Origin of the sequence: Bacillus sp. N5-665, assembly GCF_022637375.2 — a bacterium.
Lineage (GTDB): Bacteria > Bacillota > Bacilli > Bacillales > Bacillaceae_G > Bacillus_A > Bacillus_A wiedmannii.
Genome location: NZ_CP093325.1, coordinates 4,036,289 through 4,061,706 on the forward strand (window position 1 = coordinate 4,036,289; position 25,418 = coordinate 4,061,706).

28 protein-coding genes are annotated in these 25,418 nt (G+C 36.4%); 2 read left to right on the forward strand and 26 right to left on the reverse strand.

What is annotated here, in order from left to right; translation table 11 throughout:
* Positions 1 to 7: 7 nt before the first annotated feature.
* The 5 genes from MNO09_RS23225 to panB form a co-directional block, all read right to left on the reverse strand.
* Complete coding sequence (locus tag MNO09_RS23225; RefSeq protein WP_000358354.1) at positions 8 to 178, reverse strand: YpmA family protein; 171 nt, start codon at positions 176 to 178, stop codon at positions 8 to 10.
* 250 nt (positions 179 to 428) lie between these two features.
* Complete coding sequence (dinG, locus tag MNO09_RS23230) at positions 429 to 3,233, reverse strand: ATP-dependent DNA helicase DinG (RefSeq protein ID WP_000044947.1); 2,805 nt, start codon at positions 3,231 to 3,233, stop codon at positions 429 to 431.
* 128 nt (positions 3,234 to 3,361) lie between these two features.
* Positions 3,362 to 3,745 (reverse strand): aspartate 1-decarboxylase, encoded by a 384-nt coding sequence (panD, locus tag MNO09_RS23235; protein ID WP_000490178.1) that lies wholly within the window; start codon positions 3,743 to 3,745, stop codon positions 3,362 to 3,364.
* Between the two features lie 12 nt (positions 3,746 to 3,757).
* Positions 3,758 to 4,606 carry a pantoate--beta-alanine ligase gene (gene panC, locus MNO09_RS23240; RefSeq protein ID WP_000707017.1) on the reverse strand — a complete coding sequence of 283 codons (849 nt, stop codon included), beginning with the start codon at positions 4,604 to 4,606 and terminating at the stop codon, positions 3,758 to 3,760.
* Positions 4,606 to 5,442 carry a 3-methyl-2-oxobutanoate hydroxymethyltransferase gene (panB, locus tag MNO09_RS23245; protein ID WP_000853116.1) on the reverse strand — a complete coding sequence of 279 codons (837 nt, stop codon included), beginning with the start codon at positions 5,440 to 5,442 and terminating at the stop codon, positions 4,606 to 4,608. Before panB ends, panC begins: the two co-directional genes overlap by 1 nt.
* Positions 5,443 to 5,847: 405 nt before the next feature.
* Here panB and MNO09_RS23250 point away from each other — a divergent pair, with 405 nt between their 5' ends.
* The gene (locus MNO09_RS23250; protein WP_078183454.1) at positions 5,848 to 6,237 is read left to right on the forward strand and encodes a cupredoxin domain-containing protein; all 390 of its coding nucleotides are present in this window, start codon (positions 5,848 to 5,850) and stop codon (positions 6,235 to 6,237) included.
* A gap of 26 nt (positions 6,238 to 6,263) precedes the next feature.
* On the opposite strand, the gene MNO09_RS23255 is transcribed toward MNO09_RS23250, so the two are convergent.
* From MNO09_RS23255 to MNO09_RS23285, 7 genes are read right to left on the reverse strand one after another with little or no spacing between them, the layout of a single operon-like run.
* Positions 6,264 to 7,244, reverse strand: a complete 981-nt coding sequence (locus MNO09_RS23255) for a biotin--[acetyl-CoA-carboxylase] ligase (protein ID WP_048561334.1) — start codon at positions 7,242 to 7,244, stop codon at positions 6,264 to 6,266.
* Entirely contained in the window at positions 7,229 to 8,422 is a 1,194-nt protein-coding gene (locus tag MNO09_RS23260) for a CCA tRNA nucleotidyltransferase (protein WP_000410453.1), read from the reverse strand. Before MNO09_RS23260 ends, MNO09_RS23255 begins: the two co-directional genes overlap by 16 nt.
* Complete coding sequence (gene bshA, locus MNO09_RS23265) at positions 8,409 to 9,554, reverse strand: N-acetyl-alpha-D-glucosaminyl L-malate synthase BshA (RefSeq protein WP_000768303.1); 1,146 nt, start codon at positions 9,552 to 9,554, stop codon at positions 8,409 to 8,411. Before bshA ends, MNO09_RS23260 begins: the two co-directional genes overlap by 14 nt.
* The gene (gene bshB1 / locus MNO09_RS23270; RefSeq protein WP_000015679.1) at positions 9,551 to 10,255 is read right to left on the reverse strand and encodes a bacillithiol biosynthesis deacetylase BshB1; all 705 of its coding nucleotides are present in this window, start codon (positions 10,253 to 10,255) and stop codon (positions 9,551 to 9,553) included. The genes bshA and bshB1 overlap by 4 nt, the downstream gene beginning before the upstream one ends.
* 11 nt (positions 10,256 to 10,266) lie before the next feature.
* Positions 10,267 to 10,662, reverse strand: coding sequence for a methylglyoxal synthase (mgsA, locus tag MNO09_RS23275; protein WP_000684766.1), 396 nt, complete (start codon positions 10,660 to 10,662; stop codon positions 10,267 to 10,269).
* A gap of 14 nt (positions 10,663 to 10,676) precedes the next feature.
* Complete coding sequence (gene dapB / locus MNO09_RS23280) at positions 10,677 to 11,477, reverse strand: dihydrodipicolinate reductase (protein WP_033659192.1); 801 nt, start codon at positions 11,475 to 11,477, stop codon at positions 10,677 to 10,679.
* 8 nt (positions 11,478 to 11,485) lie between these two features.
* Complete coding sequence (locus MNO09_RS23285) at positions 11,486 to 11,827, reverse strand: nucleotide pyrophosphohydrolase (protein WP_001992677.1); 342 nt, start codon at positions 11,825 to 11,827, stop codon at positions 11,486 to 11,488.
* Positions 11,828 to 12,097: 270 nt separating this feature from the next.
* Here MNO09_RS23285 and MNO09_RS23290 point away from each other — a divergent pair, with 270 nt between their 5' ends.
* On the forward strand, positions 12,098 to 12,979 hold the full coding sequence (locus MNO09_RS23290) for a YitT family protein (protein ID WP_000203309.1): 882 nt from the start codon (positions 12,098 to 12,100) through the stop codon (positions 12,977 to 12,979).
* Positions 12,980 to 13,007: 28 nt separating this feature from the next.
* Here MNO09_RS23290 and MNO09_RS23295 read toward each other — a convergent pair whose 3' ends face one another.
* From MNO09_RS23295 to aroC, 14 genes are all read right to left on the reverse strand, one after another.
* Complete coding sequence (locus tag MNO09_RS23295) at positions 13,008 to 13,649, reverse strand: uracil-DNA glycosylase (RefSeq protein WP_000876950.1); 642 nt, start codon at positions 13,647 to 13,649, stop codon at positions 13,008 to 13,010.
* A gap of 110 nt (positions 13,650 to 13,759) precedes the next feature.
* The gene (locus MNO09_RS23300; RefSeq protein ID WP_002096760.1) at positions 13,760 to 14,440 is read right to left on the reverse strand and encodes a zinc metallopeptidase; all 681 of its coding nucleotides are present in this window, start codon (positions 14,438 to 14,440) and stop codon (positions 13,760 to 13,762) included.
* 112 nt (positions 14,441 to 14,552) lie between these two features.
* Positions 14,553 to 15,341: a sporulation protein YpjB gene (gene ypjB / locus MNO09_RS23305; protein WP_000831598.1), complete on the reverse strand. Its 789-nt coding sequence runs from the start codon at positions 15,339 to 15,341 to the stop codon at positions 14,553 to 14,555.
* Between the two features lie 107 nt (positions 15,342 to 15,448).
* Positions 15,449 to 16,135, reverse strand: a complete 687-nt coding sequence (lit, locus tag MNO09_RS23310; RefSeq protein ID WP_000739737.1) for a lipoprotein intramolecular transacylase Lit — start codon at positions 16,133 to 16,135, stop codon at positions 15,449 to 15,451.
* Positions 16,136 to 16,160: 25 nt separating this feature from the next.
* The gene (gene lhaT / locus MNO09_RS23315) at positions 16,161 to 16,751 is read right to left on the reverse strand and encodes a lipoprotein heptaprenylglyceryl N-acetyltransferase LhaT (RefSeq protein ID WP_000262811.1); all 591 of its coding nucleotides are present in this window, start codon (positions 16,749 to 16,751) and stop codon (positions 16,161 to 16,163) included.
* 120 nt (positions 16,752 to 16,871) lie between these two features.
* Complete coding sequence (qcrC, locus tag MNO09_RS23320) at positions 16,872 to 17,639, reverse strand: menaquinol-cytochrome c reductase cytochrome b/c subunit (protein ID WP_000554600.1); 768 nt, start codon at positions 17,637 to 17,639, stop codon at positions 16,872 to 16,874.
* 43 nt (positions 17,640 to 17,682) lie between these two features.
* Positions 17,683 to 18,357: a menaquinol-cytochrome c reductase cytochrome b subunit gene (gene qcrB / locus MNO09_RS23325; RefSeq protein ID WP_000932700.1), complete on the reverse strand. Its 675-nt coding sequence runs from the start codon at positions 18,355 to 18,357 to the stop codon at positions 17,683 to 17,685.
* Positions 18,358 to 18,870 (reverse strand): menaquinol-cytochrome c reductase iron-sulfur subunit, encoded by a 513-nt coding sequence (gene qcrA, locus MNO09_RS23330; RefSeq protein ID WP_001290419.1) that lies wholly within the window; start codon positions 18,868 to 18,870, stop codon positions 18,358 to 18,360.
* 143 nt (positions 18,871 to 19,013) lie between these two features.
* A complete protein-coding gene (locus MNO09_RS23335; protein WP_000872168.1) occupies positions 19,014 to 19,469 on the reverse strand; it encodes a YpiF family protein in 456 nt (151 codons plus the stop codon).
* A gap of 154 nt (positions 19,470 to 19,623) precedes the next feature.
* Complete coding sequence (locus MNO09_RS23340) at positions 19,624 to 20,160, reverse strand: ReoY family proteolytic degradation factor (RefSeq protein ID WP_001095922.1); 537 nt, start codon at positions 20,158 to 20,160, stop codon at positions 19,624 to 19,626.
* 73 nt (positions 20,161 to 20,233) lie between these two features.
* Positions 20,234 to 21,496 carry a tetratricopeptide repeat protein gene (locus MNO09_RS23345; protein ID WP_001168667.1) on the reverse strand — a complete coding sequence of 421 codons (1,263 nt, stop codon included), beginning with the start codon at positions 21,494 to 21,496 and terminating at the stop codon, positions 20,234 to 20,236.
* A 350-nt stretch (positions 21,497 to 21,846) separates the two neighbouring features.
* On the reverse strand, positions 21,847 to 22,959 hold the full coding sequence (hisC, locus tag MNO09_RS23350; RefSeq protein WP_001264044.1) for a histidinol-phosphate transaminase: 1,113 nt from the start codon (positions 22,957 to 22,959) through the stop codon (positions 21,847 to 21,849).
* 115 nt (positions 22,960 to 23,074) lie between these two features.
* On the reverse strand, positions 23,075 to 24,160 hold the full coding sequence (aroB, locus tag MNO09_RS23355; RefSeq protein WP_000526816.1) for a 3-dehydroquinate synthase: 1,086 nt from the start codon (positions 24,158 to 24,160) through the stop codon (positions 23,075 to 23,077).
* Positions 24,160 to 25,332: a chorismate synthase gene (gene aroC, locus MNO09_RS23360; RefSeq protein WP_001269357.1), complete on the reverse strand. Its 1,173-nt coding sequence runs from the start codon at positions 25,330 to 25,332 to the stop codon at positions 24,160 to 24,162. Before aroC ends, aroB begins: the two co-directional genes overlap by 1 nt.
* Positions 25,333 to 25,418: the final 86 nt, after the last annotated feature.

The window sequence follows — 25,418 nt, forward strand, 5'->3', positions numbered from 1 at the left end:
TGTATCACTACGTTCTGTAAATCGTAAATACAGCTGTTTCTTTATCTTTTTCGTCTAATGCTAATCCGAACATGAGGTCCTGCTCTTTTAACGTACGATTCAAACTATCAACGATTTTATACAAGTCAGACGAATATTTAAGACGCGTCGTTGATAGGACTTCGATTTTCTTATCCATGAAAAAACTCCTCCGTTACACAAAAATTTCTAATTATAGAAGAACGCAATACGGTTACAATAAGAGTACATTCTTTACAACCCCTGCTTCATCACCCATCTATTATAGCAGGACATGTACTGCAAAAAAAGGTTTCAAGTCGAAAACCAATACATTTTGTATACAAGAAGTAAGAAAAATAAAATTCCTCCTACCCACATTTTTTACGCCTGAAGCTTAAATGTACTTCAGGCGTATTTTTCTTCCAATTTTATTTATTTGGCCGTTCCTTTAATTGTTCTAATAATTCTTCTAAAGGGCCTTCATAAAGCGGAACAGTTGGGATTGATTGTAAAAAACGTTTTCCATAAGAAGCGCTTGTCAAACGACGGTCTAATACAAATACTGTTCCGGTATCTGTACTTGTTCTAATTAGACGACCAAATCCTTGTTTGAAACGCAAGATTGCTTGCGGGAGTGCTAACTTAGCGAATACGTCCTCTCCTTGATTTTGTAACCACTCTCCTTTTGCTTCCATCATCGGTTGATGAGGAGGTGTAAAGGGAAGTCGTACAATAACAAGACAACTAAGGGCATCTCCAGGTATATCTATCCCTTCCCAAAAACTACTTGTTCCTAACAAAATCGATTTGTCGAACTCTTGAAATTTACGAATGAGACGACTTCGGCTCTTATTATTCACACTTTGCGTTAATAATAAATACCCCTCTAATTCCTCATCATTTTTCAAATTCGTATACGCTTCTTTCAACATCTCATAAGAAGTGAATAAAACAAGCATTCTACCTTTTGTAGCTTTCGCTATTTTTGCAATATGTGCCGACACGGATTCAATATATTCTTCATTACTTGCTTGCTTAATAAAAGGCACATCTGTTGAAACCATTAATTTCATCTGTTCTTCAAAACGGAATGGTGACGGAACCTGTAATGTATTGGGAGCAAAATCATGTAAACCTAGCTCTTCTTTTATATAGTCAAATGAATCATTTACTGTTAACGTTGCTGATGTGAAAATAACACTCTTTTTCTGTGTTAAAAATTCATCCGCAAGCCTTTCACCAATATGAACAGGCTGTGCATATAAAACGGTTGAATGAATTGTCCCCTTCGTTTCAGTCTCCATCCATGTCACGTATGAATTTTTTTCTAAAATGAGTAATTGTAAAGATTGTTCCATCTTTCTCAACAACTCAATTAAATGCATAAATTCACCTGTAACAACATGCATCTCCCATTCTAATTTACTTTGCAATATATCAACTTGCTTCTCAAGTGTAGTTAATAATTTTCTTACATCGTATACAAAACGATTTGTTAACTCGGTAATGCTATCCCATAACTTACCTTTCTCTACTTCCGTGTTATATCGATAAATGAGTGGCATATTGCTTATCCCTTGTTCCTGCTTTGTTTGTTTAAAGATGAAAGCACGTAACATTTGGAATAGCTCATCCGCATCAAATTTCAATTCCTTCAAACTATGACTCACCATACGGAAAGTCGAACGAGAGGCTTGCTCTGATTTTTTCATCATTTTATATACTTTAGAAAGTACATCATCTGTTTCTAGCGTACCAAGACGAGATAAAACTAATTGAAAATACATACAGGAGAACTGTTCACCTAATGTTCTACTCGCCGCTTCCTCGATATGATGAGCTTCATCAAAAATAATATGTTCACATGAAGCAAATAGTGGTTCTTCGCTTGAAAAATCTTGAAATAATAACGCATGATTTGTAATAACGATATCTGCAAATAATGCTTTATTCTTTGCTCGTTGATAAAAACAACGGCTATACCAGTTGCTTTGCATCCCGCCTGGACTATGTACATCACTACAAATACGGTTCCAAAGTAACTTTCCGCCCTCAGGAATATTTAATTCATCACGATCGCCAGTTTCTGTTTGCAATAACCACACTAAAATTTTTGCCTTTGTGAGCGCCATATCATAATTTTTCTCTTCCTCTTGCAAAGCATATTCAAATTTATGTAGACAAAGATAATGCTTTCTTCCTTTCAAAAGAGCTACTTCAAATGAAAATGGCATTATTTTCTGTAATATTGGAATTTCTTTTTCTAATATTTGTTGTTGCAGTTGTACTGTTTGGGTACTTATGATGACAGGTTCTTCTTTTTTCGTTGCAAAATAAATACTTGGAAGTAAATATGCAAGAGTCTTCCCTGTTCCTGTTCCTGCTTCAATTAGTGAAAACCTAGAATCTCTTAGTGCTGTATATATTTCCTTCATCATAATCTGTTGGCTTTCTCTTTTTTCAAACTTTGGCATATTCAATTCAAGTTTATCGATTGCCTTATGCAAGAAAGCATCAAATTTAGATGAACATGTTTCACTGAGATTTAAAGCATAATTTCGTTTTCGAAGCGCAATATTTCGATATACTTCATACCCCTCTGCCGCTTTTCTACCATGCATCATTTTCTTTAAAATATTTTCAGAAAGTAAATCCGCTATATCACTTTGAAAAACATCGCTCAATTCATAAAGCGATTGCAAGGTGACAAGTGGCAAATTTTCAATTTCATTTAAAAATTGTAAAAATAATTCCGCTGTTGCAAGAGCATCACTATCCGCACGATGCGGTTGATCGTGCTCTAATTCATGTTGTTTAGCTAAATCACGTAATTTATAACTATCAGCCGTCGGCAAAAGAATTTGCGCCAACTCAACTGTATCAACTTTCGGACAATGTACTTCTGTATATCCAGCACGCCTTAATTCTTCTGTTAAAAAATTCCAATCAAAGTGAACGTTATGTGCAACGAAAACTGCACCTTGCAATAGTTCAACAACCATCGGGGCTACATCTTGAAATAACGGGGCTTGCTTAACCATACTCTCATCAATCCCTGTTAATTCTGTAATAAATGGCGGAATCTCTCTCTTCGGATTAATAAAAGATGAAAAAATCTCTAGTATCTCTCCATCTTCCACTACAACAGCTGCGATTTGGGTAATTTTATCCTTCCCGTCCTTCCAGGAGTTCCCTGTCGTCTCTAAATCCACAACGACATAACGTTTACTCATATATGTAACACCTCAATTTCTTACCTATCAAACACAAAATTATATAATGTTACTATACCACGTTTTATCTCATCTTAATGAAAAGATGCACAAAAAAGCTATCTCCGTAATAGAGATAGCCTTCTTACTTATAATATCGTACCCGCTTTTTCAGCGCCTAACATTTGGATAATTTGATTATCATCGTCTAATACTGCAATTTTCGGCTCTTGGTTATGAATATTTTCTTCTGCCACTAAACCGTAGCAAATAATAATAACTTTATCCCCTGGCTGTACAAGCCTTGCAGCTGCACCATTTAAACAAACAACACCGCTACCGCGTTCTCCTTTAATAACATATGTCTCTAAGCGCGCACCATTATTGTTATTTACAATTTGTACTTTTTCATTTTCTACAATATTTACTGCATCCATTAAATCTTCATCAATTGTAATACTACCTACATAATTTAAATTTGCTTCTGTTACCGTAGCGCGATGTAACTTCGCTCTCATCATTGTGCGAAACATAGATGCTCCCCCTTATTTAACCGTTAATGTTATATTGTCAATTAATCGTACATTCTCAAATTTAACTGCAATTGCTAAAATCATTCGTCCTTCAATTTTATCTATTACTTGTAGTGAAGGATAGGCATATAAATCAGCATAATCTACAGTGCCTTTCGTATACGTCTCAATATACTCTTTCACAAGAGTTGTAATGATTTCTGCATTACGTTCGCCTGCTTCAATTCTTTCTTTCGCTTTACATAGACTGCGGTATAAATGAGGAGCCTCTTCACGCTCTTCTTGTGATAAATACACGTTACGAGAACTTTTCGCTAATCCATCTACTTCCCTTACAATATCCACTGGTACGATCGTAACCGGAATATTAAAATCAGCGACAAATCCTTCAATGACAGCAACTTGCTGTGCATCTTTCATACCAAAATAAGCACGCGTTGGCAATGTAATATTAAATAGTTTCATTAGTACAGTCGCAACTCCAGCGAAATGACCAGGTCTTTGTTTGCCACATAATACATCGGTACGCTTCACAACTGCTACTGTTGTCGTTTGTTCTGCTGGATACATTTCTTCTACGCTCGGATAAAATAAATAATCTACACCGTTTTCTTTTGCTACATTTTCATCTCTATCAATATCACGAGGGTATCGATCTAAATCTTCATTCGGCCCAAACTGTAGCGGATTGACAAACACGCTTAAAACCACAATTTCATTTTCTTCTCTTGCCTTACGTAATAAAGTCGCATGACCTTCATGTAAATACCCCATCGTTGGAACAAAACCAATACTTTTTCCACTTATACGAAGTTCGTTTGTAATTTGCTGCATCTCTTGCACTGTAGTTACGATTTTCATTATTGTTTTCCTCCGTATAACGCTAAGCATTCTTCCTCTTTCATTGTGAACGAATGTTTTTCTTCTGGAAATTGTCCTGTCTTTACTTCAGTAACGTATTGTGAAATCCCTCGCACAATCTCCTCTTGAACAGACGTATATTGCTTCACAAATTTCGGAACACGATTTACGCCGTATGAGATAAGATCATGATAGACAAGTACTTGCCCATCTACTTTTTTCCCTGCTCCAATTCCAATCGTCGGAATTGTTAGTTGCTTCGAAATTAATTCCGCTAACTGCATTGGCACACATTCTAACACAAGCGCTATCGCACCAGCTTCCTCACATCTCTTCGCATCTTCTATTAATTTTTTTGCACTTTCAGCATCTTTTCCTTGTACTTTATACCCACCTAGTACTCCTACAGATTGAGGAGTTAAGCCTAAGTGTGCCACGACAGGAATTCCCGCATTCGTCAAGTAATGAATAGTTGAGACCACTTCCCCTGCACCTTCTACCTTCAGTGCATGAGCACCACTCTCTTGAACAATGCGGCGTGCATTCACCATCGTATCTTGAGGCGACACATGATACGACATAAATGGCATATCAGTTACAATAAACGTCTCTTTCGCTCCTCGGCGTACAGCTTTCGTATGATGAATCATATCCTCTACTGTTACAGGTACTGTTGAATCGTAGCCGAGCACAACCATCCCAAGGGAATCTCCAACTAGAATCATATCAACTTCAGCTTCTTCTGCTAACTTAGCAGATGGATAATCATACGCCGTTAGCATCGTAATCGGCTCACCTTGCTCTTTCATCTTCAAAAAATCTGTTTTTGTTTTCAAAAACTACTCCTCCTTTATACAGGAGAGAGGAGATGGCCGAAATCATATAAAAAACCCCTCTGGCCATAAAAGGGCAGAAGGGTTGTGTGTTAGTCGGCATTATTCATCCCTCTGTCCCAGTCCGTTATTGGATCAAGGCAGAATCCAAGTTATTATTTTTCGTATTGCTTCGAATCATGGTGCAGTTCGCTCTGATACTGCCCACATTCGAACTAATTATAGCAAACTCCAAAAAGGAATTACTACATTTTTTTGAAAAAATAATTTTTTATTTCCATTACGGTATGTGAAATTTTTTATAAATAACTCAATCATAGAAAGATAATTGTTTAAAATGCCTCGTATAACTCTTAAACTAATGATGCAGGTTAATTGAGAAAAGTACTTACAAAAGGAGAATTGCGAATGTTTATGAACAAATGGTTATTTCCATTCACCGGTTTGCTTCTGATGATTGTAGGGATGATAACTTTTAGCTCCTTCCATGCATTTGCCTCAGTTAACGTCGTAACACAACCTATCGATTCAACGAAAGTAATTGAGGTCGAACTGAATGATGATTACTTTCATCCAAACGTCATCACCATTCCAATTGAAGAGTCAACAACATTGTTATTAAAAAACAAAGGTAAGAATGAACACACCTTTACAGTAAAAAAACTCGGCATTGATGTCGTAGTCGAGTCAGGAAAAGAAAAAAACATTACCGTGAAACCTAAAAATACTGGTACATATGAATTAATATGCCGGTACCATCTTCTTAAAGGAATGGAAGGCAAAGTAATAGTCAAATAAAAAGAAGTTCCAAAAAGGAACTTCTTTTACTTAATTTCGATATCCGCAGAATGAATGTGATGTACTTTCCCTTCATGGTCCTCCAGAAGCAATACACCATCCTCTGTAATTCCTTTTGCTACCCCTGTAATTGTCTCTCTCATCGTTCGAGCGGTAATTTCTTTCCCGATGCTCACAGCATAACTTTCCCAAAGAATTTTAATGACAGAGAAACCATTTTGTAAATACTCTTCATATAATTTTTCTAGTTGTAAAAAGATTTGTTGCATAAGCTCTGCACGAACAATTGGCTCACCGGATTCAATCGCTAAAGAAGTAGCAATGTGTTGAATTTCCTCATCAAAATGTTCTTGCTTTTGATTCGCATTAATACCAATGCCCATAATGACAGCATTAATTTTATCAGGATCTGCCTGCATTTCTGTTAATATACCTACAGCCTTTTTACCTTGAATTAAAATATCATTCGGCCATTTTATTCCTACGTTTACACCCGTGCACTTTTCAATTGCTTGTGCAACGCTAACAGCCGCTAATAAAGTAAGTTGTGGTGCATGATGAACCGGGATTGATGGACGTAAAATAATACTCATCCAAATGCCTGTTCCTTTTGGTGAATACCATTTCCTGCTTAAACGACCTCTACCCGACGTTTGTTCTTCTGCCACAACAATCGTTCCTTCTTCTGCGCCTTCATAAGCAAGTTTTGCTGCAATATGCTGCGTGGATTCAACAGTTTCTTCAAAATATACCGTTCTACCAATATGTTTCGTTTGTAACCCTAACTGAATTTCATTAGCAGTTACTTTGTCTGGCTTACCCGCAATGCGATAACCTAGTCGACGCACAGCTTCAAGTTCATATCCCTCATTCCGAAGGTCCTCCATATGTTTCCACACAGCGGTTCTTGAACAACCAAGTTTATCACTAATCGTTTGGCCAGATACAAACGCGCCATCCGCTTCTGAAAAAACTTGCAATAACTGCTTTCTTATAGTAGATTGCATTCTTGCAGCCACTCCCTTATACACTCTTTCTCATTACCTACGTTTCCTTGTACGATTGCTTCTTCAATTTTTTGAATCATTTCAGCAACCCACGGACCGGGCTTTTTATTTGCCCATTTTAATAAATCATTCCCAGTCACATTCATTTCTTGGCGACTCTTTATTGGCAATGCTTCAAACAACGTTTGTACCCGTTTAACAGATGTATTATCATAGCTTTCAATTATCGCTTCATATACTCTTTCTGCCATTTCAGCGATATGAATTCCCGTTTTATAAAGAAGGACTGTATCCCAATCCTTCTCCTTTCTCGTACGGAGTGTTAATAAAACTGCGACGATATCTTTTATTTTTTTATTCGAAAACTTCCATTGACGTAAAAAGACAGATGGATGCTCTTCCCCAATACAATATAAGAAGAATGCCCATGCCTCAATGTCCGTTTCAAAAGAATCCCAGTTATACTGCGTAGCTTTTAATAATCTCTCTTCTGACATTTGTAAATATGGAAGATGAGAAAATAGCTTCGTTTCTACTAATTCTTGCAAGCCCTTCACACAATATGTACCAGTTAACAGTTTCTCAAACTCCACTGTAATTCGCTCAATTGCAATATGTTCTAGCAAATGTCCATATGTTTCAATTGCTTGTTTCGTTTTCATTTCTAAAGAAAAACCTAACGTACTTACGAAACGAATACCACGCATCATTCGCAGGGCGTCTTCTTGAAAACGATCCGCAGCATTTCCAACCGTCACAATTTCTCTCTTTTGAATCGCTTGCTGTCCAGCAAATAAATCAACCATCTTGCCTTCTTCTGTCATCGCAATTGCATTCATTGTGAAATCACGACGTTTTAAATCCTCTTCTAATGAACGAACGAATTGAACACTACTAGGTCTTCGAAAATCTTCATATTCGCTCTCTGTTCGAAAAGTGGTTACCTCATAAGGTTCACCATTTTCTACCACAATTACAGTTCCATGCTCAAGACCAACAGGAACATGTCTTGGAAATATAGCCATCACTTCTTCTGGTAAAGCAGATGTCGCAATATCAATATCACCAATTGGCCTATCGATAATAAGATCTCGTACGCTTCCACCGACAAAGTAAGCCTCATGTCCTTGTTGCTTTAAAGTCTCAATAATAGAACTAGCTTTTTTAAATTTTTCCATTTTTGTCATCCCTTAGTACATCGTAGTAAATCGTTTCATATTGTGAGACGATTTTTTCAGAGCGGAACTGCTCGTAAACACTTTCTCTTGCTCGCTCTCCCATATTACGGTGAAGTTCTTCATCCTTTAATAGCTGAATGGCTTGATTTGCCACTCCTGTTGGATTGCCAACTTCACATAAATATCCTGTTTCACCATGTTGAATGACTTCTGGAATACCTCCAACCCTTGTTCCGATACAAGGTACACCACACGCCATCGCTTCTAATAAAACAAGACCAAAACTCTCCTTCTCTGAAAGAAGCAACATTAAATCACTCATCGCAAGTAGCTCTGCAACATTATCTTGCTTCCCTAAGAATAAGACGCGATCTTCAATATGTAGATTTTTCACTATCTGTAAAATCGTGCAAAATTCTGGTCCATCTCCAACAAGAAGCAACTTCGCATCTACTTCTGTAACAATTTTAGCAAATGCCTGAACAACATCTTGAACACGTTTCACTTTACGGAAATTTGAAATGTGAATTAGTATCTTTTCACTCTCACTTATACCGTATTCTTTCTTTAATTGAGACATATCACGCTTGAAATATACACGTTCGTCTATAAAGTTATATACCGTTTGAATGTTTTTATTTGGTTTTACAAGCTCATGCGTTTCGTTAATTAATGAATGCGAGACAGCCGTCACAACATCAGATTGCTCAATACCAAAACGAATTAAATTATTTAGCGAAGGGTCGGAACCTAACACAGTAATATCTGTTCCATGCAAGGTTGTAACAATTTTAATACGCTCTCCAATCATTTGTTTTGCTAAATAAGCACAAATTGCATGTGGTATTGCGTAATGCACATGTAAAATATCTAGGTTTTCTCTTTGTGCAACTTCTGCCATTTTACTCGCTAACGCTAAATCGTATGGTGGATATTGAAATACAGAGTATTGATTTACCGTCACTTCATGAAAATAAATGTTTGGATATACTTTATTTAACCGGAATGGTAAACCCGATGTAATAAAATGAATTTCATGCCCGCGTTCCGCTAATTGCTTTCCTAATTCTGTTCCAACAACTCCAGAACCACCTACAGAAGGATAACATGTAATACCTATTTTTAATTTCATTTACATCCCCCTATTAAATCAGCATGTAATAAAACCGGTTTCTTACTCATAAATCCCTCGGCATATAAGACTCCAACTTCTTTTCCAAACATTTTCTCTCGAGCGACCACAGTTTCAACATAACCTTCTGTTAACGGCGTTTTCACACCATCACTACTTGTTGAAAACTGACTTTCATATGCTTCTAATGCTTCCACTTTTATAGAAAGGTACTCACTTATATCTATACAAAAATTCGGTTTATGAAAACCATTAATCATATAATAATAAAAAGACTCCACACGATGTGGTGGAAGCTCTGGCATATATTTACGAATTCCCGCTGAAAAAATAGCTTCTTCCACAAGTTTTGCACAATTCGCATGATCTGGATGACGATCTTCATAATACGGCGCAAAAACTAGTTTTGGTTTATATGTACGAATCACCTTTACAATTTCACGTATATACTCTTCTTTCATATACAAACCACGGTCTGGCATCGCTAAATTCAGTCTCGTTTTTACTCCCATTATACGAGCTGCCGCCTTTGCTTCTTCTTTTCTCAATTCTATTGTTCCATTAGAAGAAAGATCAGCTTCAGTTAAATCACAAATACCTACTTCATACCCTTGCTTCGTATATTTAGCAATGGTACCTGCCATGCCGATTTCAACATCATCGGCATGAGCACCAAACGCTACTATATGTAATCCACTCATAATTGTTCCCCTCATTTTCTAAACTTACGGTAATCTAAATCTCCTCGCTCTAATGCGTGCATTAACATTTCAGCACTTGCCATATTCGTTGCAAGTGGAATCGCATATACATCACATAGACGAAGCAATGCATTTACATCTGGTTCATGCGGCTGAGCAGTTAGTGGATCCCGGAAAAAAATCACCATATCCATATCATTTTTCGCAATCATGGCACCAATTTCTTGATCACCACCAAGAGGACCCGATTGATATCTTGTTACAACTAAACCAGTTGCCTCCATAATACGAAGTCCTGTCGTCCCTGTTGCAAACAATTCATGTTGTTCAAAAATTGGTTTATATGCGTATGCAAACGAAACCATGTCATTTTTCTTTTTGTCATGTGCGATTAAGGCAATTTTCATCCGTTGTCTCCCCTTTAGTCGATAATGTTTTCTAATCCGTACACAAGATGATCTAAATTCATTACTGTATCAATTGATAATTTTACACCTGACATAAAGGATGCACGATTGAATGAATCATGGCGAACCGTTAACATTTGTCCATCTCCACCAAACATTACTTCTTGGTGTGCAATAAGTCCTGGTAAACGTACACTATGAATGTGAATGCCGTCTACATTTGCACCACGAGCACCTTCTAGTTGCTCTACTTCATTTGGGTGACCTTGCTGCTTTGATTCACGGTTTTGACGAATTAATTCTACTGTTTTTACAGCTGTACCAGATGGTGCATCTAATTTTTGATCATGATGCAATTCAATTACTTCAACATCTTGGAAGTACTTCGCTGCCATTTGTGAGAATTTCATCATAAGAACTGCACCAATTGCAAAGTTTGGAGCGATAATTGTTCCTACTGCTTTTTCTTTCGCATTCTCTGTTAATTGCTTTAGTTCTTCTTCTGTAAATCCAGTTGTACCAATCACAGAACGAAGTCCACGCTCAACTGCTAGTGTAACGTGTTGTTTCCCAACTTCTGGCGTTGTTAAATCTAACAACACATCTGCTTCTACTTCCTCTAAACAAGTATGTAAATCTGCGTAAATTGGCGCTTGTAACGCTGGCATGCCCGGTAAATCAGAGATTTTCTCTCCACCATGCTTATAATCCACTGCTGCTACTAAATTAAAATGTTCCGTTCTTTCCATAAGAAGGACTGCTTCATGTCCCATACGCCCTCTTGGTCCAGCGATAATTACTTTAATTACTTTAATTTCTTTCATTATTCTTTCTCTCCCTCATCAATACGTGTCCAGCGATCTTTATCGCGAGTATTAAATTTATTCATTACAATGTTATGTGCTGTTTCTAAATCAATATTTAAACTATTTGCCATACAAATCATAACAAATAATACATCTCCAAGCTCTTCTTCAATACTACGTTCTGTTTCAGTTGTTTTCTTCGGTTTCTCACCATAATAATGATTAACCTCTCTTGCAAGCTCCCCCATTTCTTCCGTTAAACGAGCCATCATTGCAAGTGGACTGAAATAACCTTCTTTAAACTGACCAATATATGCATCTACTTCTTTCTGCATATCCTTCATCGTTTTTGCTTCCATACAATTCACCTCTAATCCTTCCTCTTTCATGTTAGCCAATTCATCGCGATTTGACAAATATTATTCCCCGCCAAACACCTATTTGCGACCCTTTTTTGGATAGACTATAATAAAGTGAAACTTCTTTTGCATGCTTTTCGCAAAAGATTAGTTGAACCAATCAGATTTTTGTAGCCTTCACTATTTTTACTAACAACTAGAAATTACTTATCATTATGTTTTACCGTTTCAGCGGAGCAATGCAATCTACATAATTAGGGGGATTTCTATATGACATCAAATTTGAAGATTCGAAATATCATTTTCATTTTAATCGGTTCCGCTATTTTTTCTTTCGGTATTGTGAATATCAATATTGAAAATCACCTTGCGGAAGGTGGATTTACCGGTATTACACTATTATTGTATTTTCTATTTAAGTTTGACCCTTCTTACTCAAACTTAATTTTAAATATCCCTATATTTATTATTGGTTGGAAGTTACTTGGAAGAACGACATTTTTATATACACTAATCGGCACCTTTAGCGTATCTTTATTTCTATGGATTTTTCAGCGTTACGATGTTCTGAACTTACATTTAAATTTACAAAATGATATGACACTCGCGGCTTTATTCGCCGGGGCATTTATTGGTATCGGTCTTGGAATAATATTTAAATATGGCGGGACTACTGGCGGTGTAGATATTATCGCGAGACTCGCTCATAAATATGTTGGCTGGAGTATGGGGAAAACGATGTTTATGTTTGATGCTATCGTCATTATCGTCTCGATTATTACATATTTATCATACCGCGAGGGCATGTATACGTTAGTTGCTGTTTTTATCGGTGCTAAGGTCATTGATTTTATGCAAGAAGGAGCCTATGCGGCGAAAGGAGCAACTATTATCTCAGATAAAAACGATGAAATTGCTGCCAAAATTTTATCTGATATGGAACGCGGAGCTACTTTTTTAAAAGCTGTTGGATCGTATACAAAAGTGGAACGGAACGTATTATATTGCGTTGTTGCTAAAAATGAAATCGTGAAATTAAAAAATATTATTACTTCTGTAGATCCTCATGCCTTTGTTGCAGTAAGTGATGTACATGATGTAGTTGGTGAAGGTTTTACATTAGATGAAAATAAAAATCCGTTACATACATAAACTCAACTAGAAAAGCTCTCTAGCTTTTCTAGTTTTTTATTACATGTTTTTTAAGTTTCTCTAAATCCTCATAAATAAGCTCCAATAAACTCCGATTATAAAAAATGGAAGCAGGATGAAAAGTCGGGAAAATATGATATTCTTTCTCTGACCATGTAAACGCTGCACTTTGCATATCCTTTACTTTTTGAATAGGCTGTTTTAATAATTGTCCGTGCACATCAGTTATTTTTTTATTTTTTCCTGTTAAACGTTGAAGGCCGATATTTCCAAGTGTGACGATAAGATTCGGATTTATTTTCTCTAATTCATAATCTAACAAAGGGGCATGGGCAAGTATTTCTCCTTGATTTGGCGTTCTATTATACTTTTTCTGTATGATTTCACCATTTCGTTCTTTTTTCTCTCGCCACTTATAAGGTCTACTCCGAACAGCGCTCGTAATATATACTTCTTCCCTTGTAACATGAATCCGTTCTAAAAAACCCATTAATTGTTTTCCCGCTCTCCCGCTAAACGGAATCCCATTATGAATTTCTGTTTCACCAGGCGCTTCTCCTAACAACATAAATTTTGGATTTTCAGGACCTTGTCCACTTAAAAAGCCTTCTAACTGATAAGAAGCGCTTTGTTCTTTCACTTGTTTTACTATATGACTTGGATATTTCACTTCCCCCACCGCCTTTCCGCATTACTTCTATTCCTTTTATTATTTCTATTTGCAATACATTATATAATTCAATCCACAATATAAAAAAAGACTATCAAAATTGATAGTCTTTAGTCGTCGCTACGCTGCATACCAGTATACATTAATACGAGACGTAATAATTCAAATACCGCTACAGCTGCAGCCGCTACATATGTTAATGCTGCCGCATTTAATACTTTACGAGCTTGGCCATATTCATCTGTTGATACGATACCTAACGCTTCAATTTGTTGCATTGCACGCTTTGATGCATCAAATTCAACAGGTAATGTAACAAGTTGGAACACAACACCTGCTGCCATTAAAATGATACCTAATAACAACAAATTAGACATAGATGCAAAGGCACCAATCATAATAAATACCCAAGAAATATTTGATCCAAAGTTTGCAACTGGCACTAACGAATGACGAATACGCATAAAGTTATAATCTTTTGCGTCTTGAATTGCGTGTCCTACTTCGTGTGCTGCAACTGCTGTACCAGCAACTGAATGACCGTAATAGTTATCTGTTGATAATCGAACTGTTTTGGCAGTTGGATCATAATGGTCTGATAAATGACCTGGTGTTTCTTCTACAGCTACGTTGTATAATCCATTCTCATCTAAAATTTTTCGAGCCACTTCCGCTCCTGTCATACCTGAAGTTGAATAAACTTGTGAATACTTGCTATAGGCACTACGTACTTTTGACTGTGCATACAACGGTATGATCATTATGATCGCGAAGTAAATTAAATAAAACATCATGAACCTCTGAACCTCCGTTGAAGTTTTAATTATAGTACTTCTCATTCTATTTTCTTCTGACATCATTGTCAATGAATAAACCTTACAATCCATATCTTTATTTATTGCATTATCTATTCTTAGAGTGTACATTACTTTTTCTTTTTTCTCTCTCTCCTTTATACTTTCTCCATCCAACATAAGTTAATGTGAATAAAATAAGACCTCCAGTAATTGTCATAAACCAAATGAGAGAGGGTGCAATTTCATCTTTTTTTACTGTGTGAAATATTTTTTGCAAATCCCCTTTAATGATTCCTACTTGCATTTGCCCACCTTTCGTATTTAACATAACGTTACGAAATTCATCCAAATAAGATAAATGGGCATTTACACGCTGCACTTCGTTTTCTGGCAGAGCAATCATTAAACTTGGATAAATAATATTAAATTCATGTAAAAATGTGTTTAACGTTTGCTGAAACTGTCCCGTATCTTCTTTTTTCATCGCTTTTTCCATTTGAGAAAAGGCACCCATTACTTTTCTTTCTCTTTCCATCCAAAGTGGTTGATATTTCGACACTTGCGCATCAACAGCGAGCTGCAGGGCTAACACATTATCAATTTTAACTTGTTTACCTAAATCTGTTTCCGAGAGAGATTGTTTCGCCTTGTCGTAAGCTAAAGAAATAACTCTAACTTGATCTGGCGTTACTTCTTGCTTCTTTTCATTCCCCTTTATAACAAACTGCTCGGAGAAATGTTGTAATACTTGTACTGCTTTTTCATCTTCATTACGCTTCACTAATTGTAATGAGTCGTCTAACAACCCTGTTAGTTCACTCCACTCTTCAGCATATATACGTAACGGAAACATTATAATTAGAAATGCTATTAATCCAATTAATGTTCTCTTCATCACGGTCCCCCCTATAACTACTAGTACAAAATATGTTAATTTGGACAAGAATAGAACAGTACTAGACCGAAAAATATATTATCGTTTTACAAACAAAAAAATTCTCTTTAAACAGAGAATTTTTCCTTTGAAATCCTTTTCTTTTTTACGAAATATCTATACAAGCTGTAACAAAGTATGCTGCCGCATAAAATAAATAATAAAATTGCACACGCAGCATGCATAAAGAATTCTTCTGGTAACATTAATATAATTGGATCCGTTTCAATATCAAACATCCAATAATCATTACTGAATAAAAGCTTATGGAATAATACAAAACTCTTTTCAAAATTAATAGCGATCGGTAACATGAGCGCGATCGGTAACATAATTGTTAAAATTGATCCGTGCAGTAAAAACTTTTCATTTTTCTTTTTTAATAAATAAATCCCGCCTATTATTGCAATCATAACTGTCGCATACATTACATATTGAATCTTTACTAAAATATTTTTAACATCTACAAAATGAATACGGCCATTTGTAGACATATCTAATGTTGGCAACTGCAATGCTCCATCATAAAACGGCGATAAATATGTAATAAGCACATCATAATTTCTTTTAATATCATCCTTCGTCATATCCGCTAAATCTGGAATGTTTAAAAAATCAATTTCAAAATAATATAGCCATTTTCCGTATACAACCGCCGTTGTTGCGAGTGCAAATATAGAAAATGCGATGCTATATGAAACAACTATAGTAATCAATCGATCCAATATTTTTGTACCACTCTTATTTTTCTTCATTTTCTCCCCCTAAATGTTCTAACTATCATAAAGAAAACTGTTTTCGGTTCTCACGCAAGCAATAATAATATGTAAGACATAGTGTGATGATGCTTAGCCAAAACGTAAAGTAACCAATTTCTTCTACAAACAAATGCATAATTCCATATCTCGGCATTTGCCAAAATAAATAATCAATTGCATCATTATGTAATGTCCATATAGCCGCTACCGCAAAATGCCATTTTTTTATACGGTAAAACGGTGCATATAACAATCCTTGTACTGCCATCGCAAAGTGCGAAAGCATTAACATATACCCCATAAGACCAATAGGACCTTTTACATAGATCATAATTGCATTTACAACAACAGCCCATATACCATATTTCATTAAAGTAACAATCGCTAGCGCCTCTATTAATCCCCAATTTCTCTTTCTTAAAAAAGCAATTAAAACAAAGACAAAAAAGAGACTCGCCATCGGGCTATCGGGTACAAACGGCCAAAATATAGGTGAGGTTTCTTTTAATTGATTTCCATACCATATAAATCCGTATATTGTACCTAATATGTTAATAACTAATAAAAATAATAATATAGAGCGTTGTCTTAACATTGCATACAAATAAACCAAGCTGTATGTCCAACACCTTTCAAACAAAGTCATTCTTTCCTCAAACTCTACTCTATTATATAGTAAACTTTCTTTCATCAAAATAAAAAGCTGACTACAAAATTTGTAGTCAGCTTTTTATTATTTTTTATTATACTTAGCAATGAATTCCGAAAGCTTCTTCAATTCCTCATCCGTACCTTTAAATACGCCTTTAGGCATTGAACCTTTTCCATCTTTCGCAATTTTAGCAATTTCTTCTGGCTTTAAAGTTAAATTTTGCAGTGCCGGTGCTGCTGCCCCGCCCTGTAAATTGTCACCGTGACATGTTAAACAAGTATTTTTTTGCATTAATTTATAGCCGTCATCATTTTTATCAACTGGTGCTGTTTTTACAATTGCTCCTTGTTTTTTTGCAGCTTCCCAGTCGTGGTGTGCTACAGATTCCCAAGTTAAAAAGATAATCGATGCAATTGCTAAAAGCATAAATCCAGTTGCTACAGGACGCTTCAATGGGCGTCTTTCTGGTCCTCGATCAAGAAATGGAGCTAACAGTAATGCGCCAAACGCAATCCCTGGCATAATAAACGCTCCAATTACAGTAAATGAACCAGAAGCATAAGAATACTTTAATAACTGATACAAGAATAAGAAATACCAATCTGGAAGTGGTATATATCCGGCATCAGTTGGATCCGCCATTCTCTCAAGTGGTGACGGATGCGCCACTGTTAAACATAAATAACCGATTAAAAAAACTGCACCAACCATCCATTCTTTTAACAAGAAGTTCGGCCAAAACGCTTCTGTTTTTCCTGGGTATTCAGAATAGTCTTTTGGAATATTTGGTTTCCGAGCTACTGGTACCCGAGAATCTCCTACAAACTTCATCCCTTTGCCGCGATGCATAATCTCCCTCCTTTAGTTCTTTCCCCTTTAATTTAGCAATCTCTTATAGCGGACCGGAAATACCTTGTTTGCGAATCATGATGAAGTGGAAGGCCATTAAACCTAGAAGTGCTGCTGGTAAGAAGAAGACGTGAATAGCAAAGAAGCGAGTTAATGTTTGAGCGCCAACAATTTCGGAATGACCAGCGAGTAATGTTTTAATATAAGGACCAATGAGCGGCGTTTGCTCTGCAATTTGAATCCCTACTTTCGTAGCAAATAATGCTTTCATATCCCACGGTAATAAATATCCGGTAAAACCAAGACCTAACATAACAAAGAAAATAAGAACACCAACAATCCAGTTTAACTCACGAGGCTTTTTATACGCACCCTGGAAGAAAACTCTAAGTGTATGTAAAAACATCATTACAATGACGAGACTAGCGCCCCAGTGGTGCATACCACGAACAATTTGTCCATATGCAACTTCATTTTGTAAATAATAAACCGATTCCCAAGCATTTTTAATATCAGGCACATAATACATCGTCAAAAACATTCCTGATAAAATTTGAATTACAGTAACGAAAAAGGTAAGTCCTCCAAAGCAATAAACGAATGCAGAAAAGTGATGTGCCGGGTTTACATGTTCAGGTACTTCATGATCAGCGATATCACGCCATATTGGTGTAATATCTAACCTTTCATCTACCCAATCATAAATTTTATTTAGCATCTACTTTGCACCCCCTTTTGGCTTCGCTTTGCCTAAATACAGCGTTCCATCTTTTACTTTGGACTCGTATACATCAAGCGGAGCAAGGGGCGGCGTGCCTTTAATGTTCATCCCGTCTTTTGTGTAACGGCCCCCGTGACATGGACAAAAGAATTGATTCGGATGTGCTTTGTCCGAATTCCAGTTAACTGTACATCCTAAATGTTTACATACTGGAGAGAACGCAACAATGTCTCCGCTTTCATCTTTATGAACCCAAGCTGATTTTGGCTCTTCGGACTTGTACCAACCATCAACCTGCTTCACCTTAAAGTCGAAACGTTTCGGCTCTGTTGTAATATCCTTTACTTGTGCAACAGCAACCATATCCGTTCCCGCTTCTTTTCTTAACACCGGATCAAGCGCAAATCGCGTCATCGGCATTAAAATACCCGCTGCCATAAAGCCTCCTACCCCTGTAAGGGTGTAATTTAAAAACTGTCTTCTTGATACACGATGTTCTTTCTCGCTCACGAAAATTTCCCCCCTCTATCAGAAATTGTCCCCTCGTGATAAATTATATAAAAAATAAAAACTAGGACACTATCATGATATAATACGCTTAGGTACAGGTCAATATCATACTACTCATAATAATAAGAACTTTCTGTTTATTATTACTTTCCCCATTTTTCTTCTAACATCACCATTATATTTTTTATATGTGCATGAATAACTTCTCTTTTCGCTTGATCACTAAATTGTTCTAACGCTAATGAAGGAAACCAAAATAAATCTCCTTGTAACTCTTGCATATCTTCTTTCCATGAAAAATCACTTGTAACATAAGCAATATGCTTAAAACCTTGCTTTTGCAAATGATTTGTCCATTCTTGCAAACGACCTTTTTCATTTTTTTGACTTTCTACTAAATACGTAAATGCCGGTAGTAAAAGTACTCTTCCTTTATATTCTCTTTCCAACTCCATACTCAACAATTCGATAAATTCACCTTGTTCTACTACCATTTTCATTTCTTTTGCTGCCGAAATTGATAAAAGTGGTATAACACCGGTATCTACATACTCTCTTGCTTGCTCAAACTGCTCCACATCTTTTACACTCCATTTCAAATATCTTCCCTCCCTTCACCTGCAAATGACAGAACTTTCACTTTATATATATTAAACCATACTAAAAGAGGTAAAAAAAGAAAAACTACCTATATTAAGGTAGTTTTTCTTAAAAAGTCTGAAATTTGTAAAATTTTATGAATCCAAATGAATTCTATAACATCTTTAACTCAGCTGTTAACTTATGAAACGCTTCCTTATCTTGCTTATCCAGCGCTTCATCAATTTGTTTCAAAAGACGTTCTCTTCTAAAAGAAAATACACTTTCTTCTAAAAATCTTTCTGCAAGTAAACGATCTTTTTCATTTACTTCAATATGCTTTGGTAAATACGGGTTTTCTTCTAATACAGCTACATAATTGGCATTTTGAAACGATGATTTAAAATTGAGTTGAATATAAATATCTTCATCTCGATTTAAACGAATATCATGAAACGATTTTTCAGCATCTGTTGTCATAACATTTTGTTTAAAAAAGTGAAACGGTGTGTCTTTCACACAATTCGCGGACATCACTAAACCACGCGGACAATATTTTGCATGCTCTACGAAGTGGACTTTATGCATCAATTGGTCATGACTCATTAAATAATTCAAAATCCATACGCATTCACGCTGTTTCAGTTGGTAATTATTCAAAAACCATTTTACAAAATCCTTCTTCTCGTTTACAGAAACAGGGGTATTCATAGCAATTAAGTCCCTCCTCTGTCTTTCTCTTTTCTTTTTAGATTCAAGAAGCGGTATTCAGTTTCCTTCCAACTTATGAAAAATCCTCTAAATTATATAACAATTCTTCAATATGAATTTGTGTCGGGTCTAGTTGTATTAACTGAGTAAATACTTCTTTCGCCTCTTTTCGCATACCTTCTTCCAATAAGAAATAACCGTACTCTTCCAAGAAGTCTGGATGATTCTTAAAAGAAGTATATGCACTTTCATAGTGTTTTAATGCATCCGAATACATTTCTAATTGTTTTTTTGCAAACGCAAGATCCCAAAGTAGTTGTGTATCTGGTTCTCCGCTATCAATCGCACGCTCTACAACTGCAATTAACTCTTCATATTTTTCTTGTTCTTTTAAGATATACGCATATTTTAATATCGCACCTAAATGTCCTGGATCTAACTCAAGCGCTTTTTGAAGCACTTCCTCTGCTTCCGCTATTTTTCCTAATTTCGCCGCAATGTTCGCTAATTCTACATAAAATGGTACAGAAAGCTCATCTACTTTAATTCCTTCTTGAAGTGTTTCATAGCTTTCTTGAAGCATTCCTTCTTTTTCATAGCTTTTCGCCAAATACATGTACAGCGATGCATACTCCGGATCTAATTCTTTTAGTTCTTGCCAAGCACCAATTGCTCTTTGGTATTCTTCACCTTGGTATAATGTGAAGGCATATCCAAATAATGAGTGGATATCTTTTTGTTCCTCTAAACCTGCTTCATAGTAAGAGATCGCTTCTTCCCAATTTCCAATCGCACTTAACGTTTCTGCGAGGCGAAGTGCAATGACAACACCACCCATGACTTTATGTTCTGCTAATAGCGACTCATAATGAGTGATTGCCTTTTGTTCTTCACCTTTACTACTATATAACTCTGCTAATCCAAACGTAATAACAGGTTCGTCAGGCATCATTTCTTTCGCCTTTAATAGTTTTTGTTCTGCTACATCATCGAAACCTTGCATTTGGAATAAATCTGCAACAAGTAATAACGATTGAACATATAAGTCATCATTTTCTGGAATATCATGAAGCACTTCAATCGCTTCATCTTCTTTGTCTAGATCAATATATAATTCTGCTAAAAATACAGTGAATTCACTTTCTTCCGGATACAATAAACGCAAGTCTTCTGTAATAGCTAACGCTTCATCCGTAAATCCAAGTGTATGATAATAGCGAGCGATATCATACTTCTCTTCATCATTCGCAATTTTTAATTGTTCTTTTAATAATTGTAATCCTTTTTCCGCTTCACCATTTTCAATATATGAAACAGCTTGTTCAAACTTTTGCATAAACGTCTCCTTTAATTCTAACAAATATTATTTTCTGTTCATTTACCCCGATTGGTGCGGGCTAATAATCAGTGAGGGGCTGAGCATCCCCTCACTGATTAAAGTTTCACTTTATCATAAGCAACTAGGTGTACGAACGCAACCTTTAGAATGAGCATACTTCTTCTTGTACTTTCACTGATAACGATTCGAATATGACACCGATACCGCATTACTACTTTCTATTGTACCGTTTTCTTTCATTACCGTGCAAATAACTTCCCTTATTAATTATTAACACGCACGGATCAAGCTTTACAGGCCTTCATTTAAATAAAAAAGACTCCTATATTAGGAGCCTTCACAAACTCTTAAGAGTATGTTTCTTCTTTCTTTACTTGCTCGTTTACAAGCTCTTTTAATAATTCTATAATTTCATCATTTTCTTCTTTCAAACCGACAGTAATACGAATACCATCCTGTATACCAAATGCAGCACCAGAACGAATAATATATCCTTTCTTCATTAATCGTTCGAAAGCCTCATTACCAGGAATACCGAGTTTTAAGAAAATGAAATTTGTTTGAGATGGATAATAGAATACGTTATATTCCTTACAAAATGCGTAATATTGATTTAATCCTTCTTCATTCTTTTTCACACATTCTTGTAAAAATACTTGATCTTCTAATGCAGCGAGTGCTACAGCCTGCGCTACAGTCGATGTATTAAATGGTAACCTTGCTACTTCTAGCTGCCCGATTAAATTCGCATTACCAACCGCATATCCGATACGGAAAGCAGCTAAACCATATGCTTTTGAAAACGTGCGTAAAACCATAAGATTTTCATACTTTTCAAGAAGTGGTAATGTTTGCGGATAGTCTTCTGCCCCCGCATATTCATAATATGCTTCGTCCATAATAATGAGCGCTGACTTAGGAACTGATTCTAAAAATGAAAGTAATTTTTGTTTCTCTACATATGTACCTGTCGGATTATTCGGGTTACAAATCCATACAATCTTCGTTTTATCATCTACTTGCTGTAACATCGCATCTAAATCGTGAATGCCATCTTTAAGTGATACTTCACGAACTTCTGCTCCTTCAATAACAGCATGGTGATGGTATTGCGAGAATGTTGGATTCGCCATTACAACATTTGTTCCTTCATGTAGTAATGCACGGCTAATCATTTGAATGACTTCATCTAATCCACTACCAAATAACAGTTGTTCTGCTTTAACACCTAACTGCTCTGCTACTTTTGTCCGAAGTTCAAATGCATATCCATCTGGATAAAGAGCGTATTGACTCGCTAAAGAAGTTAATGCTTCTGTTACGCGTGCTGAGCAACCGAATGGATTTTCGTTCGATGCTAATTTCACAATTTTTGATAATCCATATTCCCTTTTTACTTCTTCAGTATTTTTCCCAGGTACATATGCTCTCAAAGTTAACAATTGCTCTTTCACTCTCATTTTTCTTCCCCCAGTCATTTTATTCAATTACAATACGGTTATAATCCCTTACTATAATCGTTTATCATTACCGTCACTATTACGAGAATACCTCTAAACAAGCACTTCGCACCTTTTAAACCATATCCTTTTGAAATGCCTCTAACGCAATATGAACAGTCTCATCTGGAATAGATACGACATTCACTACCCCATATTCCTGCATAAGCACCATATGAATCGCTCCAGCATTTGCTTTCTTATCCTGTTTCATCAATTGAACGAGGCGCTCCACATTCAAATCACTTGGCATTTTTGGATAGCCGTACTTTAAGAACCACTGCTTCATCTCTTCATAGGAAAGATCAACCTTGTACACTTGCTCACTTAAAAACAAGGCAAATAACATTCCAACCGCTACTCCGTCACCGTGAGTAATATTTCCATATCCTAGTTCTTTTTCAAGAGCATGGCCTAACGTATGTCCAAAGTTCAAATGGGCACGTACACCTTTTTCTGTTTCATCTTGTGATACAATATTTGCCTTTACAGGAATTGCCTTCGTTAATATATGGATTAACTTCTCATCACGAAGATCCGCTAATGTTTGCACTTCTTCTTTTAACCAATGATACAGCTTTACATCACCAATAAGAGCATGTTTTATCACTTCTGCATAACCTGAACGCCACTCTTTTTCAGGAAGTGACTGTAAAAACGGCGTATGATATACAACTGCTTCCGGTTGATGGAATGCACCGATCATATTTTTACCTAACGGATGATTGATCGCTACTTTCCCACCTACAGCGCTATCGTGAGCTAATAAAGTCGTTGGAACTTGAACGAAGCGAATTCCACGCATAAACGACGCAGCAACAAAACCAGCTAAATCTCCAATCATCCCGCCTCCAAGTGCGATAATTAAAGAATTTCTATCTAATTTATTTTCAAGAGCTGACGTATGAGCCGCATAGAAATTTTCAAAAGACTTCTCTTTTTCACCACTCGGTACGACAAATGAAAATACGTTTTGCTCTATTTGCAATGCATCTACAACTGTCTGTAAATGGAAAGATGCAACAGCTTCATCTGAAATGATCATGATATTTGATACAGATGGCTGCATGTTTTGAATGATTGTTGTCAAATGTGACAACGATTCTTTTCCTACATGTACATCATATTCTTTTGATTTCGTTTGAATATGTATGTTTCCCATTAAAATCCCCTCGCATATTCATTATGTTTCTCAATATTTTCACGAATAAGGTCCATACGATCTAATCCGAATTGTTCTATTAAAGCTGTCGCTAATTCCCAAGCCACAACCGCTTCTGCAACGACACTAGCTGCTGGCACAGCACAACTATCTGAACGTTCAATGCTCGCTGTAAAAGGCTCTTTCGTTTCAATATCTACACTTTGAAGAGGTTTATATAGTGTAGGGATCGGTTTCATCACACCGCGCACAACAATTGGCATTCCAGTCGTCATACCGCCTTCTAATCCACCTGCATTATTTGTTCTTCGTGTATATCCATGTTCCTCATTCCACAGAATTTCATCATGAACTTCACTTCCCGGTCTATGCGCTGCTTCAAAACCAATTCCAATCTCGACGCCTTTAAAAGCATTAATGCTCATAATTGCGGCTGCTAATTTCGCATCCAGTTTTCGATCATAATGCACATAGCTACCGACCCCAATTGGCATTCCTTCCACAATCACTTCAACGATTCCACCGATTGAATCTCCATTTGCTTTCGCATCATCAATTGCTTTCATCATTTGGTTACCTGCTTCTTCATCTAAGCAACGTACAGGTGATGCTTCTGTAATACTTTTTAATTCTTCAATTGAACTATACGTAATTTCCTGAGCCTCAACACCGCCAATTTCAATTACATGGCCCGCCACTGTAATACCAAGTTCTGCTAACACTTTTTTAGCAACCGCACCAGCAGCAACACGCACTGTCGTTTCGCGTGCTGAAGAACGCTCCAGTACATTTCTCATATCTCTATGACCATATTTAATCGCACCATTTAAATCAGCATGTCCAGGTCTTGGTTTTGTTACTTTCCTTTTCATTTCTTTTTCTTCTTGTTCCGTTAAAGGCTCTGCGCCCATAATTTTTGTCCAATGTGCAAAATCACGATTTTCAACAACAAGTGCAATTGGAGAACCTAATGTCTCTCCATGTCTAACACCACTTACAATTTGCACTTGATCTGTTTCAATTTGCATGCGTCTACCACGCCCATGCCCCTTTTGCCTTCTAGCTAACTCTTCATTTATATCATCCGCTACTAAAGGCAGTCCTGCTGGAACACCTTCTATAATCGTTGTAAGTTGTGGACCATGAGATTCACCAGCTGTAATATATCGCATACGTTATTCCTCTTTTCGTATATGTATTTATCTCGCTATATTAAGCAATGATATTATCTTTCCTTACTCTAAAAATATGAAAGAAA